Origin of the sequence: Pseudanabaena sp. 'Roaring Creek' (assembly GCF_001402795.1) — a bacterium.
GTDB lineage: Bacteria > Cyanobacteriota > Cyanobacteriia > Pseudanabaenales > Pseudanabaenaceae > Pseudanabaena.
Map to the genome: position 1 here is coordinate 7,501 of NZ_LIRE01000034.1, position 16,160 is coordinate 23,660.

Genomic DNA, 16,160 nt, shown 5'->3' on the forward strand with positions numbered 1-16,160 from the left:
GAACATAATTTCATGCTAGGAAGTTATTTAGAAGCCGCATTAGTTTTTTTTGAGAGTAACTATCCTTTACGGGCGGCAATTAAAGCTAGAAAAAATTCAAACCTATCCATGTCAATGGAGGAGGTTATGGGACAAGAAACCATTGACATGGCGATCGCTAACTATAGTCATGCATTGGTCAAAAATCCTTGGCTAGAAAGATTTCCTTTATCGCTTCAGCAGGTTATTCCCATACATAACGAGGGTAAGTGGTTTATTCGCGATCGCCAAGCAAGGTTACTGCCCATATCCTCTCGTTTTGAGAATGGCTGGATCTTATTAGCCTTGAGTGGCGGACATCCCACGACTATATTTGGCGAATGGAATGGCGAAGTTTTTTTACCTTTAAGTATTTGGGCAGAGGGCAAGTTTCACGTTATCTAAATTAAAAAACAAAATCGTTGGGGCGGCTCCGCCACCCCAACGATTCTGGCAAATCCCCTAGCTCGACATACAGAATTCTAGGAGTCAGCAATTAAAGCTTCAATTTGCTGGATCAGTTTTTCTAGACGCTTTTGTTTTTTAGGATCTTGCCAAATCTGCGATTTTTTTAACGAGCGAAAGGTGATATCAACTTGAGTTTTGAGATCTCGCTCGCCTTGCTTAGATGCGGTTAGCTGCGTCAAAGTAGTAAGACGAGCTGTAATTTGAGCTAGGGATAAATCGTACGCGATCGCATAGTCTAATAATTGCTGACGAGCGATCGGCTCCTTGACCTTAGCGATCGCCAGAGCTTTGGTATAGGCAATTCGTCCTTGGCGCAAAGCCTCTAAAATCTCTGGTGGTAACTTTAATAAAGGCAAACGAGAGGTAATAAAGGACTCTAGCTTAAAACCTAAAGAGTGAAATACAGAGCTAAATACAGAGCTAATTTCATCATTATTTTCCGCATTGGTCAAAACGTTTTGACCAGTTTCACCAAGGTTTTCTGAATTGGTCAAAACGTTTTGACCAATTTCACCACGGGCAATATGTCGTTGTCGATATAGCTTTGATATCACTTCATCCAGCGGCAGTTTCAGCCGTAAAACGAGGAGCTGCAAAACAGCTTCCGTCTCCTCTAAGGGGTTAAGCTCCTCCCGTTGCAGATTCTCAATTAAGGCAATTTGCCAAGCCTCCTCTTGAGTCATTGATCTCACAATGGCGGGAATCTCCTCCAACCCGACTTCTTTGGCAGCTTGATATCGCCGTTCTCCCGCTACGAGTTCGTAGGTATTTTGATCGAGCGATCGCAAAAGAATCGGTTCTAGAATGCCATGCTGTCGTACTGACTCTACTAACGTCGCCATTTTATGAGGATCGAAATAGCGGCGTGGCTGCTGGGGTGGTAGAACAATTTTAGAAATAGCGATCGTCTTTTGGGAAGTCGCCTGTAAAGGCTCGTCACTAGCATCAAACAAGGCGACGTTTTTCAGCTTTAAGCGATCGGGATTGGGTTTAGGCTTCATGGGGGACTTTAGGATGGGAGGCTTTAGGCAAGTGAAGGCAAGTTGCTATTCAAGTTTTTCAATGGCATTAGCAATTTCTTCAAAAATTGTGAGGATCGCCGAATTTTTCTTAGGAGATATCGCTAAGGGCTTACCATATTCGGAAGCCTCAGCGATCGCCGTAGCGCGAGGGATGGGGGAAAAAACTTGAGCGATCGGCGATAGTTGCTCCACAATGGTCTCAAGCGTCCGTTGATCGAGCGCATTAGCCGCAGAAAACATCGTCGGAATAAAGCCTGCTATTTTTAAATCTTTATTGAGCCGACGTTGCACTTTTTTTACAGTGCTGAGCAAAAAATCCGTCCCCATCAATGCCTTAAATTGAGTTTGGATCGGCACAATTATTTCCGTAGCCGCAACTAGACTAATTTGACTCAAAATTCCAAGGCTAGGCGGACAATCAATCAACACGAAATCATAGTTATCCAACACCTGTGATAGCGGAAGTTTTAATCGTAATTCACGCTGATCGGCTAATACCAATTCTTGCTCGGCATTAGCCAAGACAATATTTGCTGGCGACAAGTCCATATCGTACAAATTGTGGAGAATTGCCAAAGGCTCATCGGTTTTAGAAACAAGCGCATCATAGATAGTTTTATCTAGTTGCGCGACATCTACCCCCATAAAAGTCGTTAACGAAGCTTGAGGATCCATATCAAGGAGCAAAACTCGATGTCCTTTTGTAGAGAGCTGATACCCAATATTTTGGGTGACTGTTGTTTTGCCAACGCCACCTGATTGATTAAAAAATGCAATTACGTGACTCATGACCAGAAGTTGATGTATTTCTATGACAAAGCATATAGCAATCTTCTCGATCTCCAACCGCATAGACTTTGCTGCAAAGTCTATGCGGTTGAGGATATATAGCAACGTAAGATTTACCAAACCCAAAGAAAAGTGGCGGTGCTTCGCGCCGCCACTTTTCTTTGGGTTTTTATGTCCTAACGCGATTGTCATTCTTGGGAAACTATAGCTACAGTTACTTGACTTAGGAAAAAAGCAAGAATTGAATGGCGGCGCAAAGCGCCACCATTCAATTTAAACTTGGTGATAGCGAGCATCATTTAATTTGGTCAAAACGTTTTGACCAAATTAAATGATGCTCGCTATTTAGCCTGAAATAGGTGTTTTCACGCTCCTATTGCTATTTTGAGCAGCAAAAAATTGGGCTGAACGATCCGAATTAATGATCTTCTTCCCAGAAACCCCAAATTTTCTTTTTTGTTGCGATCTTGCTGCTATGCGATCGGTACCGCAAAGAGCGCAAGTAAATTAAACAAGCGATCGCGAGTTGAAGCTGGTAGCTGCATGATCACAAGTTGATGAAAATCTTGGGAAATGTGACTATCAAAAAACTCGATAATTCTGTTTAATTTTAGATTTATAGGTGATTTGTCAGCTAAAAATCGTTCTATTTCCCCAGACCAATATTCAATTAGCTCTCGATTCGATGATATTAATGAAACATGGGGATTTTCGTTAAAATTTTGGATCGAGACATTATAAAGAGAAGCTAATAATGAATCGATCCAAGGTAAACTGCGTCGAAACTGCCCCCAAGAGATATCGAGCCAAGCAGCAAGATTCCTTTGGGACAAGGACAAGAGGTCGAGCCCCTGAGAGCCCGCAAGATTAATCGCATCAAAGATCTGTTTTTTAACGGTATCGAGTTTAGACATAGCGAGGGGAGAAATATCCCCAGAAGAGACAAAAGAATGGGGGATATAAGCAAGATTAAAATTAGAGAGAAAATAGATTTTATCGCCCGCTGAAAAGCGATCGCCCGCCTTGCGACCAAGACACTGAAGAACAGTCGCAAAGATATGGCGATGGACAAAAGCCCTAAACGCAGGATCGCCCTCACGCGGATGAACCCCTGAGAGGGAAACAAAGAGAGCACGGAGAGTCGCAATATTGGCACAAGGAGTACCAATAATCACAAAAGTTTTAGCATCTTTAAAATCATTAGAACCACGGGAATCGCGGAACCAGACCCCCTGATCGTCAGAAGCAAAGCGTTTAAAATCAATAACCTTAGTCGAAGGGTCAGCAAGGGAAAGATGCTCAACGATCGCCTCAACACGACGCTTCTGATCCTGACTGCGCTGCATCCCTAAGCGACCGAGATCCTTCACCTGAAAGATTTCAGGCATCGCCATAGAGCCAGCCAGAGACATAGAAAAGACAGAATCCTGCAACCGCAACTCCAGATCCTGTAAATCGATCGTGGCATCGAGGAACAGATTATTACGAGCGTGCCGCGCAATATCGCGCAAACGAGAGTCAGCAAAAGAAACCGTTAACTTTTCATACTGAATATGCAGATCGCCATGGGTCAAAGCCCCAGAGAGAATATCGAGAAACTCAACCAACCACTGCTTTAAAACATCACGGACAATTTTTTGCTCAAGCTCATGGGGTGGCATCGTCGTCGAACGTTTAAGCAAAGCATTAACGCGAGCGAGCTCGCGCTTCTGCTGAGGCGATCGCCCCACAAACTCAGAATCCGCCACCCCATCAACCGTATCCAGCCCTGAGAGATCGGGCTGAAAAAGAAGAGCAAGGTCAGAAGTATCCACGATATCGGGAATCGCCAACTTAATCTGATGAAAATCGAGCCCATGAAAAGAGCGATCGCCCAGCAACCCATACAACTTATTAAGGACATCAATCACCTGATGACGATGGATAAAATCAGAACGAGACAGCAAAGCGATCGCCCGATCAATATCATCACGGGAAACGGAAACCTGCCGCATCGTCGTCAGACTCTCCGACACCTCCTCCCAGACCAATAAAGTTGTCGAATAATCAAACTCATCAGGGCTAGGCAAACTCAAAGGATGAGAGCGCAGAGTCTTCTGCGCAAAAGCCAGAGAACGCTCGTACTTAAAACCAAACCCATCACCCTGAGAATTTTGGCAAGCATGAAGCAAAGGACAAGACTTACAAATAACCTGAGAATTGGCGATCGCCTTATCGCGCAAAGCCGTAAAAGCCGAAGTACGCGAACAATTAGACAAAGTTGCCAAAGAAGCCACCGCATCACCCCGATTGGCACGGCGCAACTTTCCAGACCTATTGGTTAAACCATGATGTCGAGCAGGGAGAAGAGTCCAATCCTGCAAAGAAGGAGTAGAAACATTGCGGGAATCCGTAGATATATAGATGATGCGCTCCACCCCATCCACCAAACTAGGACGTAAACGCCCCGCATCATAACTCTTGCCCGTGCCCGTCGGCGAAACATCAAGGACATAGCGATGGTGAGCCAAAGCCTCACCCCAAGCCTCCAACCGCATACCATTCGCATAGGTCAGAGCAGGAGCGATCGCCCCTTGAAATGATGATTCCTGCATCTCTAACGCCTGAGAGTCTATCAACCTATCCGCAGCACCTTGGGAAAACCCCTGCCCCTTAGGCTTGGGAAACAGCTTTTCCTGCAACCAAGAAAAAGGCGCATAAGAAGGCTTCGGCACATAGTTAGCAACTTGAAAAAACTGCTCAACCGACAACAACTGAATTGCCGAATCATCAACCAATTCATCAATATCCCGATCGGTCTTAGCCACCTGCCCCCACCACAACACCGACAGCTCGTAGCCAAGAGCATCGAGAAAATCGAGATTTTTCTCATGGCGGCGCATCACCGACGGATTCGCCACATCCCCCGCATCCACCGCATATTCCAGCACCGTTAACTCAGGTTTCGCTCCGAGCCCAGCCAAATAACTCGCCAACGTTAGCTTACTCGCCACAAACTGCCCACCCGAAGCACCAATCGCAGGACAACCCCGCAACCTCGCCGCCAGAAAAGGCTTCACCCCAGTTCCCTCCACCAAAAGGACACGATGATGAGCAACCTGCCCATCCCCCGTCACAGAACCATAACAAGCCAGAGGCAACTCCCCATTCTGCTGCTGCGCCACCATACCCAGAGGCTTATGCCAGCGATAGCGTCCCAACCTTCCATCCCGCAAACGGACTTGAAATCCAAGGATCTGCCGACTGGGATTGGTAATAGGCACAATATAGCCAGACTTCACCGACTTTGCCCCTAAACTCGCAATCTCCAGCACCGAGAGCCCACGCCGCCGCAGATCGTCGCGATCCACATCATCCAGCGTCAACCTTTGCAGATAGGAGCGATAGAGCCGATCTCGCTGGGAAGCATCGGGCAACATCGCCCATCCTTCCCGCATCGCCCTTTGTTTAGCGAGACGAGACTGGAGATTAAGCAACTGACGCTGAGAGCGCTCAGCCTGCGACTCCTGTCGTTTTCTAACATACTTACCTGCATAGTAGCCACCACTCGTCTCACCGAGATAATGCCAATCGGGCAGTCCCACATCCGTGGGATGGGTCATGCAGAGGATGAAATCCCGATCATCGACAACCATCCGACATTTTCCCTTAGTGTCATCGCAGATAGGGCAGGGATTATGCTTTTTGGTAGGTGAAAACTTGCTGGAAGAATACTGATTATTGGGGAGGTTCATTATTTTTGACCTCCAGATTGCTGGTTCAGGCAGGGCAGGGCTGGGGACTGTTCGGGTCGGTTTGAAAGTTGGAAAAACATCTGGATTGTCCTGATTGCAAGGGGTGTAGTGACTTCAATCAGGAAACGGGGAGACTTTTTTGGTCTAGTTCAACGCTTAGTTTTTGCTGCTTGCAAAAAAAAAATTAAAAATTTGCAGCAAAAACTGTTGCTAATCTTATATCTTGCGTTAAGATATAAATGCATTGAACAAATCTGCCTGTCACAGCAAATTTCGTCCGTTTCCGTTTATTAAATACCTTCGGGTTATCAAAGGGCTAGTGTCTCTATCACACTGGCTTTTTTGGTTTTTATGGTTAAAAAACTCGTCTGGTCATCTCCTATAGACAGATATTGACAGAAAACATCAGATCAAGCATACAGCGATCGCTCTAGATTCGATCGCTAAAATTTGCAAATTTTAGCTAGTTTTTGTAAAACTTGGACTTAAAGGGGCATTAGCATATTTTTTTAGTATTTTTTTAGGAATCAGGGGGAAATTCATTTTTCATTTAGATCGTCTTTTAGATCGTTTTTGTTAGAGCTATTTTAGAGAGATGCTAGAGCCGCAGGTATCGCCACAGCTTTCAACTACAGAACAACGTTTGCGCCGTTGGCGATTGATTCTGGGTGGTGGGGCAGCCGATGGGATTGGTGGTGCTTGTCTGAGCGATCGCGATCTGGCGATGGATGCAGCTTTGGGGGCTTTGTATAGTAATGATGACAGTCCTGAAATGTCCCAAGAGCGTCGAGGTGGTTTAGGTAGTTCTTCGCCTAAGGTGGCGCGATGGTTGGGGGATATTCGTAAGTTTTTTCCTACTTCGGTAGTGCGGATCATGCAGCAGGATGCCCTAGAGCGTCTGAATCTACAGAGGATGTTGCTGGAGCCAGAGATGCTGGAAGCGATCGAGCCCGATGTGCATCTGGTGTCTAATCTTTTGTCGTTAAGTGGGGTGATGCCTAGCAAAACTAAGGAAACGGCAAGGCTCGTGGTGCGACGGGTGGTTGAAGATCTGCAACGCAAGTTGGAAAATCCTACCAGACAAGCAGTTTTAGGCAGTTTAAATCGAGCTACTAAAAATCGTCGTCCCCGTCATAACGAAATCGATTGGCATCGAACTATTCGCGCTAATCTCAAAAGCTATCAGCCTGAATATCGGACGATTATCCCCGAAACTCTAATTGGTTATGGTCGTAAGCGTTCTTCGCTGCGAGATATTATTCTTTGTGTCGATCAGAGTGGATCGATGGCGACTTCGGTGGTCTATGCAGGTATTTTTAGTGCTGTATTAGCAACTTTGCCTGCGGTGAAAACTAGTATGGTTGTGTTTGATACGGCTGTTGTGGATTTAACGGAATTATTGCAGGATCCTGTAGAGGTTTTATTTGGTACGCAATTGGGGGGTGGGACGGATATTAATCAAGCTTTAGCCTATTGTCAGGGTTTGATCCGTCAGCCTCAGGAGACGATTTTGATCTTGATTAGCGATCTGTATGAAGGCGGGAATAATCAAGAAATGCTGAAACGGGTAGCGGCTTTAGTGGCTTCAGGGGTACAAGTGATTGTGCTATTGGCTCTGAATGATGATGGCGCACCTTCCTACGATTGTAGAAATACGGCGGCGATCGCTAGTTTTGGAGTACCTTCTTTTGCCTGTACGCCCGATCTATTTCCCGATTTGATGGCGGCGGCGATTAATCGTCAAGATATTACTCAATGGGCGGCGACTCAAGATATTTCTACTGCTAGAGCTTGAAAGGAATTATCGAAAGGAATTATTTTGGTTGTCGCAAAATCAAAAAAACAGAAGAGAAGGTTGGCGTTTTACGCCAACCTTCTCTTCTTGGGGGATAGTTATGGAAAGAGATGGGTTTTGATGATTTGATTGAGCTGTTCTAGGGCGATCAAAAAAGAATCATGCCCGTGAATGGAATCTAACCAAGCTAACTTTGCCTGAGGAATGAACTGGGCTAGCTCTTCTTGCTCCTGAGCAAAGTAGAGCAGATCGGAACCCGTGGCGACGACGATGGTGGGGTGTGGAATATTGGCTAATACTTGGTAGTAGTCACCGCGATCGCGTCCTAGATCGTGGGTATCCATCGCCTTAGTTAGTGACACATAGGCATTAGCGTCAAAGCGAGCCACTAATTTTTGCCCTTCTTGCTGGAGATAATTGACGATCGCAAAATTGCCAGAGCTATCCACTTGACGGCTAAATCTTTGTTCAAAATCGAGATGACCGTAATAGGAACAGGTCGCAATCATTCGAGCGATCGCTAGTCCTCGATCGGGCTTTACCTTTTCCTCTGATTGATCATGAAACTGATCGGAAAAATGATCGGAAAAATGATCGTAAAAACCATGATGCCAATGGGGGTCGGCATAAATAGCTTGCCGTTGGGCTTCACCAAGGGCAATACTCCAAGCGGAATGTCTGCCTGAGGTGGCAATGGGGGCGATCGCACGGATTAGATCGGGATACATGACAGCCCATTCTAGGGTTTGCATCCCACCCAAAGAGCCCCCTGTAACCAGTTTCCATTGTTTAATTCCCAGCCCTTCCATGAGTGCTGCTTGCGATCGCACCATGTCGCGGATCGTAATTGCAGGGAAATTTGCACCATAGGTTTTGCCCGTAGCAGGGTCGATCGAGGCGGCTCCAGTAGTTCCGTAACAGCTCCCCAAAATATTGCTGCAAACGATGAAGTCCACTGAAGGATCGAAAATTTTGCCCTCGCCAAATAGTTCATGCCACCACAGATCCGCATCGGCATTTGCCGTGAAGCCGTGACAGATGAGGATGGCATTATCCCCTTTCGCGTTCAGGGTTCCCCAAGTGCGGTAGGCAATTTGGACTTCAAACAGCGTATCGCCTAACTCTAAGGCGAGGGGATAGGGAATTTGATAAAACTCTGTGCGATCGGTGATAAATTGCCTGTATTTCATAGAGTTCCTTAAGCCGCAATTGTTTGAAATGCCTGCTCGAAGTCGGCTTTGATATCTTCAATATGTTCTAAACCAACGGAAACTCGAATTAGATCGGGGGTAACGCCCGCCGATAGCTGTTCGGCGGCTGATAGTTGTTGGTGGGTGGTGGAGGTGGGATGAATGACGAGGGTTTTGGCATCCCCAACATTAGCCAGATGGCTGGCAAGTTTGACGGCATTAATAAAGCTCCGCCCTGCCTCTAAACCACCTTTGATACCAAAGTTTAAGACCGTGCCAAAGCCATGCCGCAAATATTTTTTGGCGCGATCGTGATAGGGGTGATCGGGTAATCCCGCATAATTGACCCAAGCCACTTGGGGCTGTTGGATCAGCCATTCGGCGAGATGCTGGGCATTTTGCACATGGCGATCGACCCGTAGGGATAGGGTTTCTAATCCTTGCAATAATAGGAAAGAATTAAAGGGACTGATTGCCGCCCCTAGATCTCGCAATCCTTCGACGCGGGCGCGAATGATGAAAGCGATATTGCCAAAGGTTTCATGGAAGTTTAAGCCGTGGTAGCCCTGTGATGGTTCGGTAAAGATCGGGAATTTGCCATTAGCCCAATTGAATTTACCTGAATCCACAATTACTCCCCCGATTGAAGTGCCATGACCGCCGATCCATTTGGTGGCGGACTCCACGACGATATCGGCTCCATACTCGATCGGACGTGCCAGATAACCACCCGCTCCAAAGGTATTATCCACAATTAAAGGTATGCCATGTTCATGGGCGATCGCAGCTAAGGCTTCAAAATCGGGAATATTAAACTGAGGATTGCCGATCGTTTCGACGTAGAGAGCCTTAGTATTTTCATCGATCTTTTGGCGAAAATCTTCAGGGTTATCGCCATCTACAAATTTGACATTGATACCTAAACGGGGCAAGGTAACCTTGAACTGATTGTAGGTGCCGCCATAGAGATAACTGGTGGCGACAATATTTTCGCCTGCTTGGGCAAGGGTGGCGATCGCTAAAAATTGGGCAGCTTGACCGCTAGCGGTTGCCAGTGCGGCGACTCCCCCCTCAAGGGCAGCGATGCGTTGCTCGAACACATCGGTGGTGGGATTCATAATCCTCGTATAGATATTGCCAAATTCTTTTAGGGCGAATAAATTTGCGCCGTGATCGGCACTATCAAATACATAGGAAGTAGTTTGGTAAATAGGAACGGCGCGAGAATTGGTGGTAGGGTCAGGCTTTTGCCCCGCATGGATTTGCAGCGTTTCAAAACGATAGTTGTCAGACATAGATTTTGGCTTTGGAATTAAGTTGAGATTGATAGGGCGGTAAAGAAAGAGATTCCTTTCTCATACCAAAATTTTTAGTCTAAGCTGGCGGGACTGAGTAGATTTCCACCAGCATCTGTAATACCAATTCACGAAAGTGTTGTCACACTTTTGTGAATTAAACCCCAAATCCAGTAAGGTTTTGAGATTTCCAAAATGGCAATGTCATTTTGGAAATTGGTATAGCAGTCCTAAATCATTTATGAGAAAAATAGGGCTCTTCGACTTCGCTCAGCCAAAGTATCCCGATGGCTGAGCGAAGTCGAAGCCAGATAACTTTGCTAGATAACTTTGGGGGACTTTTTTTATCCGCAAAAGCCATATCAAATAAAGCAGCATATTAATCAAGAAACCAATCAATAAACTAAGCAATAAACTAATTAATCTACGGTAATCTTGTGTTAATACCGTAAATTAATCAATAAACGCTAACATTTTGGGATCGTAAAAGCAAGTTTTTTCGGTGGCTTATTTGCGGATGGTGGTCTAGGAATGAGTAAGTAGTTCGGCATAATTAAAAACCAAAACCAGAGAGCATACCGCCCGCACAGCGGGCGGTATGCTCTTCTCGGTTTTAGGTTTCTTATGCCTAGCTACTTAATGCGAAGAGCATTCACATAGTTGTATTTACGGGAATCTCGATCCGAAATTCCGTTCCTTTATCTAGTTCGGACTGGCATTGTAAAGTGCCCCCATGCTTCTCAACGACAATCTGATAGCTAATGGCTAAACCCAGTCCCGTGCCTTGCCCAACGGGTTTAGTCGTAAAGAAGGGATTGAATAAACTCTTTTGGACGTTAGAATTCATCCCCGTACCGTTATCGGAAATTGAAATGATGGCGCGATCGCTGTTTAATTCGGTCTTAATGCGAATGGTGGGATTCTCGGCTTCTTTAGGGAAGGCATCGATCGCATTACTGAGGATATTCATAAATACTTGATTGAGCTGCCCTGCATAGCACTCTACTAAGGGTAAGTCTCCATAGTCTTTAATGACATTGACTTTGCTGGCATTGCCCTTGGCTTTTAAGTTGTATTGCAAAATTAAAAGGGTATCATCAATGCCTGTATGGATATCGACGGCTTTGCGATCGGCTTCATCGAGTCGAGAAAAACTGCGAAGAGAAAGGACAATTTTGGCAATTCGCTCGGTTCCTACTTGCATCGATTTTAAGAGTTGGGGTAAATCACTCAGCAGGAATTCGAGGTCGATCTCTTCTGATTTGGCGATAATCTCTGCCACAGGTTGGGGATAGGTTTGGCGATATAAATTAAGCAAGTCGATCAAATTCGTTATGTAATCATGGGCGCAATTGACATTGCCATGAATAAAATTGACGGGATTATTAATCTCATGGGCGATACCTGCCACCAGTTGACCCAAACTAGACATTTTTTCTGTTTGAATTAATTGGGTTTGGGTTTCCTGCAAATCTTGAAGAGCTTTTTCTAATTTGAGAGTTTGCTCTTTAAGTCGAGATTCGGAATCGCGTAGCGCATCTTCAGCAAGTCTCCTCTTGGTAATGTCAGCATGGGAACCTGCCATGCGGTAGGGTTGACCGTGGATATCGCGGAGAATCTTTCCCCGTGAGATAATCCACCGATAGGAGCCATCTTTATGTAGGAGTCGATGTTCTAGTTGATATTCAGGAATTTTCCCCTGTAAATAGTTCTGTAATGTTTCTAAGCAGAGATTCCGATCATCGGGATGAATACGTTGTTCCCATTCGCGAATATGATTAACGATTTCATCCTCGGCATAGCCCAACATTTCCTTCCAGCGAGTAGAGTAAAAAGTTTGGTTGTTCTCAATATTCCAGTCCCACCATCCATTGTTAGAGCCCTGTACAGCAAGGTCAAAATCAAGCTCGTTTTTGCCTGCATAGATGCCGAGATGTAATTCTTTTAGACATTCATGAACTGATGCATAGCTCAGAGGAATTGTCCAACCTTGGGAATTTGCGGCTAGAGCCACTTCAGGGGCAAGTTTGTTCATTTGAAAAAGGGCGATCGCTACTTGCTCTGATATTTCATTATTAACTTGACGGCAAGCCGCAAAGGGGATCTCGGGATAGAGTCTCGTACTAAGCGCAAAGGGAAATTCTTCTTTATACTGGGTTTGTTGGTTGATAATCTCGAAGTCTTCGAGGTGAATCTTTCCTTCCAATGCCATTTGCTCTAAAGTATCCGTATGTACTGAGCCTGCATCTACTAATCCATCTCTGACCGCATGGACGACCGCATCATGCGTTCCCGTAAATTGGAGAGAAAGAAAGTCGCGACGCGGATCGATACCTAGGATATGAAATTCTCGCCAAGCTGCCTGCCATGCGCCAAGAGAATTCTCGTTAGCACCTGCAAAATTTTTACCGATTAAGTCCTGTAAGGTTTGGATATCTTGGCGATCGCTTCTCCGAAATATGACTCCCCCAAACACGGTATAGGCTTTTCCCATTCTCACTCTTTTCAGGGTTGCTAAACGTTTGATGCCATATAGGGTTTCAAATTCTATATATAAACTAGAATTGGCGATGATAAAATCTACTTCACCATTTGCTACCGATGGATTAATCTGTTGGAAATCCAAGGGAGCGATGGTAAAGGTGTAGCCTAGTTGTTGGCTGAGGTAGTCGGCTGTGGGTTGCCATAGTTGTACGGCGCGTTCGATTCCCCGTTGAGCTAGTACGCCAATCCGAAAAGTTTTGTTTGTGGGCTGAGGCGCGATCGCTTCAAGAGCGTTGTTTTGCTCGGGTTGTAGGAGAGTTGAACTAGGAATATTGGGTTGTATGTTCATATTTTTGGTCGGCGAATGTGAAAGTTGGCACTTTGCGCCAACTTTCTGAAATTTAGAACCACGCGCGTTGATATTGATGGGGATAGTTAAATTCTTTGTAGCCCAATTTTTTGGCTGCTCTTGCTGCCCAGTAAGGATCTCGCAGCATTTCACGACCGATCAAGACCATATCTGCTTGCCCAGAGCGAATGATGTGATCGGCTTGTTCGGGACTAGTGATTAAACCAACGGCGGCAGTATTAATTCCCGTTTCGCGGCGAAGGCGATCGCTAAAGGCAGTTTGATATCCCGCTCCGACGGGAATCTGCGAGCCTAAGCCGAGGAGAATTCCACCCGAAGAAGCATCGATCGCATCGATATCTAGCTCTTTAAGTTTATGGGCTAGAGCTACGCTCTGCTCGATATCCCAGCTATTTTCAATCCAGTCACTCGCGGAGATCCTGACCCAGATAGGATAGCGATCGGGAACGATCGCCCGAATGTCAGTCGCCACTTCTACTAATAGACGAATGCGATTCTCAAAACTGCCACCATATTCATCCTCTCTCTGATTGCTTAAGGGCGAGAGAAATTCATGGAGAAGATAGCCGTGAGCTGCGTGAAGTTCGATGACCTGAAATCCTGCTTCTATGGCACGTTTCGCCCCATTAATAAACGCCTGCTTAATCCTTTTAATTCCCGTTAAATCCAGTGCTTCAGGGAGGGGACTATCAGGATGATTAAAAGCGATCGCGCTAGGCGCAAATACGGGTCGCCAGCCCCCTTGCGTTTCATCAATTGGTTTGCCACCCTCCCAAGGTACGGCGCAGCTTGCCTTACGTCCTGCATGGGCGAGTTGAACCCCTGCGATCGCCCCTGCCTGATGGATCAGTTGATTAATTTTTGCGAGGTTTTCGATATGACGATCTGACCAAATTCCTAAGTCACTGGGGGAGATTCTTCCTTCAGGTTCTATAGCAGCAGCTTCAGTAAATACTAGCCCTGCGCCTCCAATCGCCCGACTGACTAAATGGGTGATATGCCAGTCGTTAGCTATGCCATCGATACTAGAGTATTGACACATTGGAGAAACACCAATGCGATTGCGAAAGGTAATACCGCGCTGTTGTAATGGTGTAAATAGGTGCGTCATATTTCACAAATCGCCGTAATTTATTGGATTTTAGTTTACTGAAGTCATTGACATCCACCCCGCACTGAAGTGACGGGGATTCCTAAGACTCACGACTTAGGTTTCTGCTTCATAGCACTAGCCTTCCGAGATTTACTCTCTTCAGGTCTTACAGTCGCTCCACAGACTGACACGGCAAGTCCTGCCGCCAAAATATTTTTTGCCGCATTCACATCTCTATCGTAATGTGTACCGCATTTAGGGCAATCCCACTCTCTGACATCTAAAGGCAACTTGTCAACAACGTAACCGCAATGTCCACACCTTTTAGAGCTAGGAAACCAACGATCAATTTTGACAAAAGTGCGTCCATACCAATCGCACTTATATTCTAGTTGCCTAACGATTTCACCCCAACTAGCATCACTAATCGAGAGCGCGAGTTTATGGTTTTTGACCATATTCTTTACGGACAAATCTTCGACTGCAATCACTTGGTTTTCACGAACCAGTCGAGTTGTCAATTTGTGAAGAAAATCATGACGAGCATCGCTAATTTCTGCATGAACTTTAGCGACTTTCAATCTTGCTTTGTGACGATTGTTAGAGCCTTTTTTCTTCCTGCTAAGCGCTTTCTGAGCTTTACGCAATTTACGGCGTTTAGCCTTGAAGGTTTTAGGATTAGCAATCTTTTCACCATTACTCAAAGCCATCAGGCTAGTAATACCCAGATCCAAACCAATTGACTCTTGAGATTCAGGCAATGGTGCAATTACAACATCTACCAACATTGAGACTGTCCACCGTCCAGAAGGCGAGAACTTCACCGTAATGGTTGATGGTTCTGCGCCTTCGGGGAGTTGACGACTCCATCGGATATCTAAGGGCTGAGAACATTTCGCTAAAAACACTTTGCCGTCTTTCCATTTAAAAGCGGACTTAGTAAATTCGGCATTGCCGCCATGATTCTTTTTCTTGAAGTTGGGATATTTTGCCCTTCCTCCAAAGAAATTAGTAAACGCGGATTGTAAATGTCTTAGCCCTTGCTGTAATGGCACACTGCTAACCTCATTAAGAAACTGCAAATCTTCTTGCTTTTTCCAATTAGTTAGCATCGCGGAAGTTTCAACGTATCCAACTCGCTCTTGACGTTCATACCATGCTTCTGTCCTTGCGGCTAAAGCGCGGTTGTAAACTAATCGAGCGCAACCCATCGTTCTTCTAAGCAAGGTTTCTTGCTCAGGAGTTGGGTAGAATCGATACTTGAATGCTTTTTGCGCCATGCTCACATTATGTCAGATATTATGTAAGATGCCTGAATTAATATAAAGCCGTGCTAGAAGCACGGGGTTTTAAACCCAGTTTTCCGATAAGTAAGTGGGCTTAATTAAATATAGAACCTAAAACCTGCGGCGCGTGCGCCGCGTACGCCGCAGGTTTTAGCTCTGGATTTTAATTGTGCTGAGGTACTTATGAAAGCATTTCGCAAAAGGCGAAAAGGTTATTTTTGCCAAGCTTTAGCCTGTAATCCCAGTCACCAAATCCGATAAATCATAGATATATGCATCTCCCCTATGCGCAGCTACCCACACCCGATCGCGATCGCGCCGCCTTTATTGCCAGTGATGCCGTGGTAATTGGCGATGTGCATCTCGGCGATCGCGTGAATATTTGGTACAAGGTGGTGATTAGAGCCGATGTCAATCGTATGGATATTGGCTACTGCACAAATATTCAGGATGGGGCGATCTTGCATGGCGATCCCGACCAGCCTTTGGTAATTGGAGAATATGTGACGATCGGACATCGGGCGGTGATCCACTGTGCGGAAATTGGGCGCGGATGCTTAATCGGGATGGGGGCAATTCTGTTGGAAGGGGTAAAAATTGGGGCGGGGAGTATTGT

The 16,160-nt window shown here is 45.7% G+C and carries 11 protein-coding genes (1 of these 11 running past the window's edge); 3 read left to right on the top strand and 8 right to left on the bottom strand.

The genetic code is table 11. The features are described from left to right. Positions 1-423 carry the final stretch of an SWIM zinc finger domain-containing protein gene (locus AC805_RS01070; RefSeq protein ID WP_055073702.1) on the top strand. Its footprint begins 918 nt before the window's first position, so 423 of the gene's 1,341 nt are visible here — the last part of the coding sequence; its start codon lies beyond the left edge, outside the window; its stop codon occupies positions 421-423. A 77-nt stretch (positions 424-500) separates the two neighbouring features. On the opposite strand, the gene AC805_RS01075 is transcribed toward AC805_RS01070, so the two are convergent. From AC805_RS01075 to AC805_RS01085, 3 genes are all read right to left on the bottom strand, one after another. Then, positions 501-1,487: a ParB/RepB/Spo0J family partition protein gene (locus tag AC805_RS01075; protein ID WP_055073693.1), complete on the bottom strand. Its 987-nt coding sequence runs from the start codon at positions 1,485-1,487 to the stop codon at positions 501-503. Between the two features lie 45 nt (positions 1,488-1,532). Beyond that, positions 1,533-2,489: a ParA family protein gene (locus AC805_RS01080; RefSeq protein ID WP_231662385.1), complete on the bottom strand. Its 957-nt coding sequence runs from the start codon at positions 2,487-2,489 to the stop codon at positions 1,533-1,535. A 281-nt stretch (positions 2,490-2,770) separates the two neighbouring features. Then, positions 2,771-6,031, bottom strand: a complete 3,261-nt coding sequence (locus AC805_RS01085) for a hypothetical protein (protein ID WP_055073694.1) — start codon at positions 6,029-6,031, stop codon at positions 2,771-2,773. A 595-nt stretch (positions 6,032-6,626) separates the two neighbouring features. On the opposite strand from AC805_RS01085, the gene AC805_RS01090 reads away from it, so the two are divergent. Then, the gene (locus AC805_RS01090; RefSeq protein ID WP_055073695.1) at positions 6,627-7,826 is read left to right on the top strand and encodes a VWA domain-containing protein; all 1,200 of its coding nucleotides are present in this window, start codon (positions 6,627-6,629) and stop codon (positions 7,824-7,826) included. 98 nt (positions 7,827-7,924) lie between these two features. On the opposite strand, the gene metX is transcribed toward AC805_RS01090, so the two are convergent. The 5 genes from metX to AC805_RS01115 form a co-directional block, all read right to left on the bottom strand. Next, complete coding sequence (gene metX, locus AC805_RS01095; RefSeq protein WP_055073696.1) at positions 7,925-9,016, bottom strand: homoserine O-acetyltransferase; 1,092 nt, start codon at positions 9,014-9,016, stop codon at positions 7,925-7,927. An 8-nt stretch (positions 9,017-9,024) separates the two neighbouring features. Continuing rightward, positions 9,025-10,311, bottom strand: a complete 1,287-nt coding sequence (locus AC805_RS01100) for an O-acetylhomoserine aminocarboxypropyltransferase/cysteine synthase family protein (protein WP_055073697.1) — start codon at positions 10,309-10,311, stop codon at positions 9,025-9,027. Between the two features lie 652 nt (positions 10,312-10,963). Then, positions 10,964-13,144: a PhnD/SsuA/transferrin family substrate-binding protein gene (locus tag AC805_RS01105; protein ID WP_055073698.1), complete on the bottom strand. Its 2,181-nt coding sequence runs from the start codon at positions 13,142-13,144 to the stop codon at positions 10,964-10,966. Between the two features lie 52 nt (positions 13,145-13,196). After that, entirely contained in the window at positions 13,197-14,276 is a 1,080-nt protein-coding gene (locus AC805_RS01110; protein WP_055073699.1) for an NADH:flavin oxidoreductase/NADH oxidase, read from the bottom strand. Between the two features lie 89 nt (positions 14,277-14,365). Further along, a complete protein-coding gene (locus AC805_RS01115; RefSeq protein WP_055073700.1) occupies positions 14,366-15,538 on the bottom strand; it encodes an RNA-guided endonuclease TnpB family protein in 1,173 nt (390 codons plus the stop codon). Positions 15,539-15,816: 278 nt separating this feature from the next. Between AC805_RS01115 and AC805_RS01120 the strand changes: the two genes are divergently transcribed. Then, a partial coding sequence (locus tag AC805_RS01120; protein WP_055073701.1) for a gamma carbonic anhydrase family protein occupies positions 15,817-16,160 on the top strand: 344 nt, incomplete at its 3' end.

What these genes read in the sequence shown, in the direction of transcription:
- AC805_RS01100 (WP_055073697.1), bottom strand. Translation starts at nt 10,311, where the DNA reads ATGTCTGACAACTATCGTTTTGAAACGCTGCAAATCCATGCGGGGCAA.
- AC805_RS01075 (WP_055073693.1), bottom strand. Translation starts at nt 1,487, where the DNA reads ATGAAGCCTAAACCCAATCCCGATCGCTTAAAGCTGAAAAACGTCGCC.
- AC805_RS01085 (WP_055073694.1), bottom strand. Translation starts at nt 6,031, where the DNA reads ATGAACCTCCCCAATAATCAGTATTCTTCCAGCAAGTTTTCACCTACC.
- AC805_RS01105 (WP_055073698.1), bottom strand. Translation starts at nt 13,144, where the DNA reads ATGAACATACAACCCAATATTCCTAGTTCAACTCTCCTACAACCCGAG.
- metX (WP_055073696.1), bottom strand. Translation starts at nt 9,016, where the DNA reads ATGAAATACAGGCAATTTATCACCGATCGCACAGAGTTTTATCAAATT.
- AC805_RS01080 (WP_231662385.1), bottom strand. Translation starts at nt 2,489, where the DNA reads ATGACAATCGCGTTAGGACATAAAAACCCAAAGAAAAGTGGCGGCGCG.
- AC805_RS01110 (WP_055073699.1), bottom strand. Translation starts at nt 14,276, where the DNA reads ATGACGCACCTATTTACACCATTACAACAGCGCGGTATTACCTTTCGC.
- AC805_RS01115 (WP_055073700.1), bottom strand. Translation starts at nt 15,538, where the DNA reads ATGGCGCAAAAAGCATTCAAGTATCGATTCTACCCAACTCCTGAGCAA.
- AC805_RS01090 (WP_055073695.1), top strand. Translation starts at nt 6,627, where the DNA reads ATGCTAGAGCCGCAGGTATCGCCACAGCTTTCAACTACAGAACAACGT.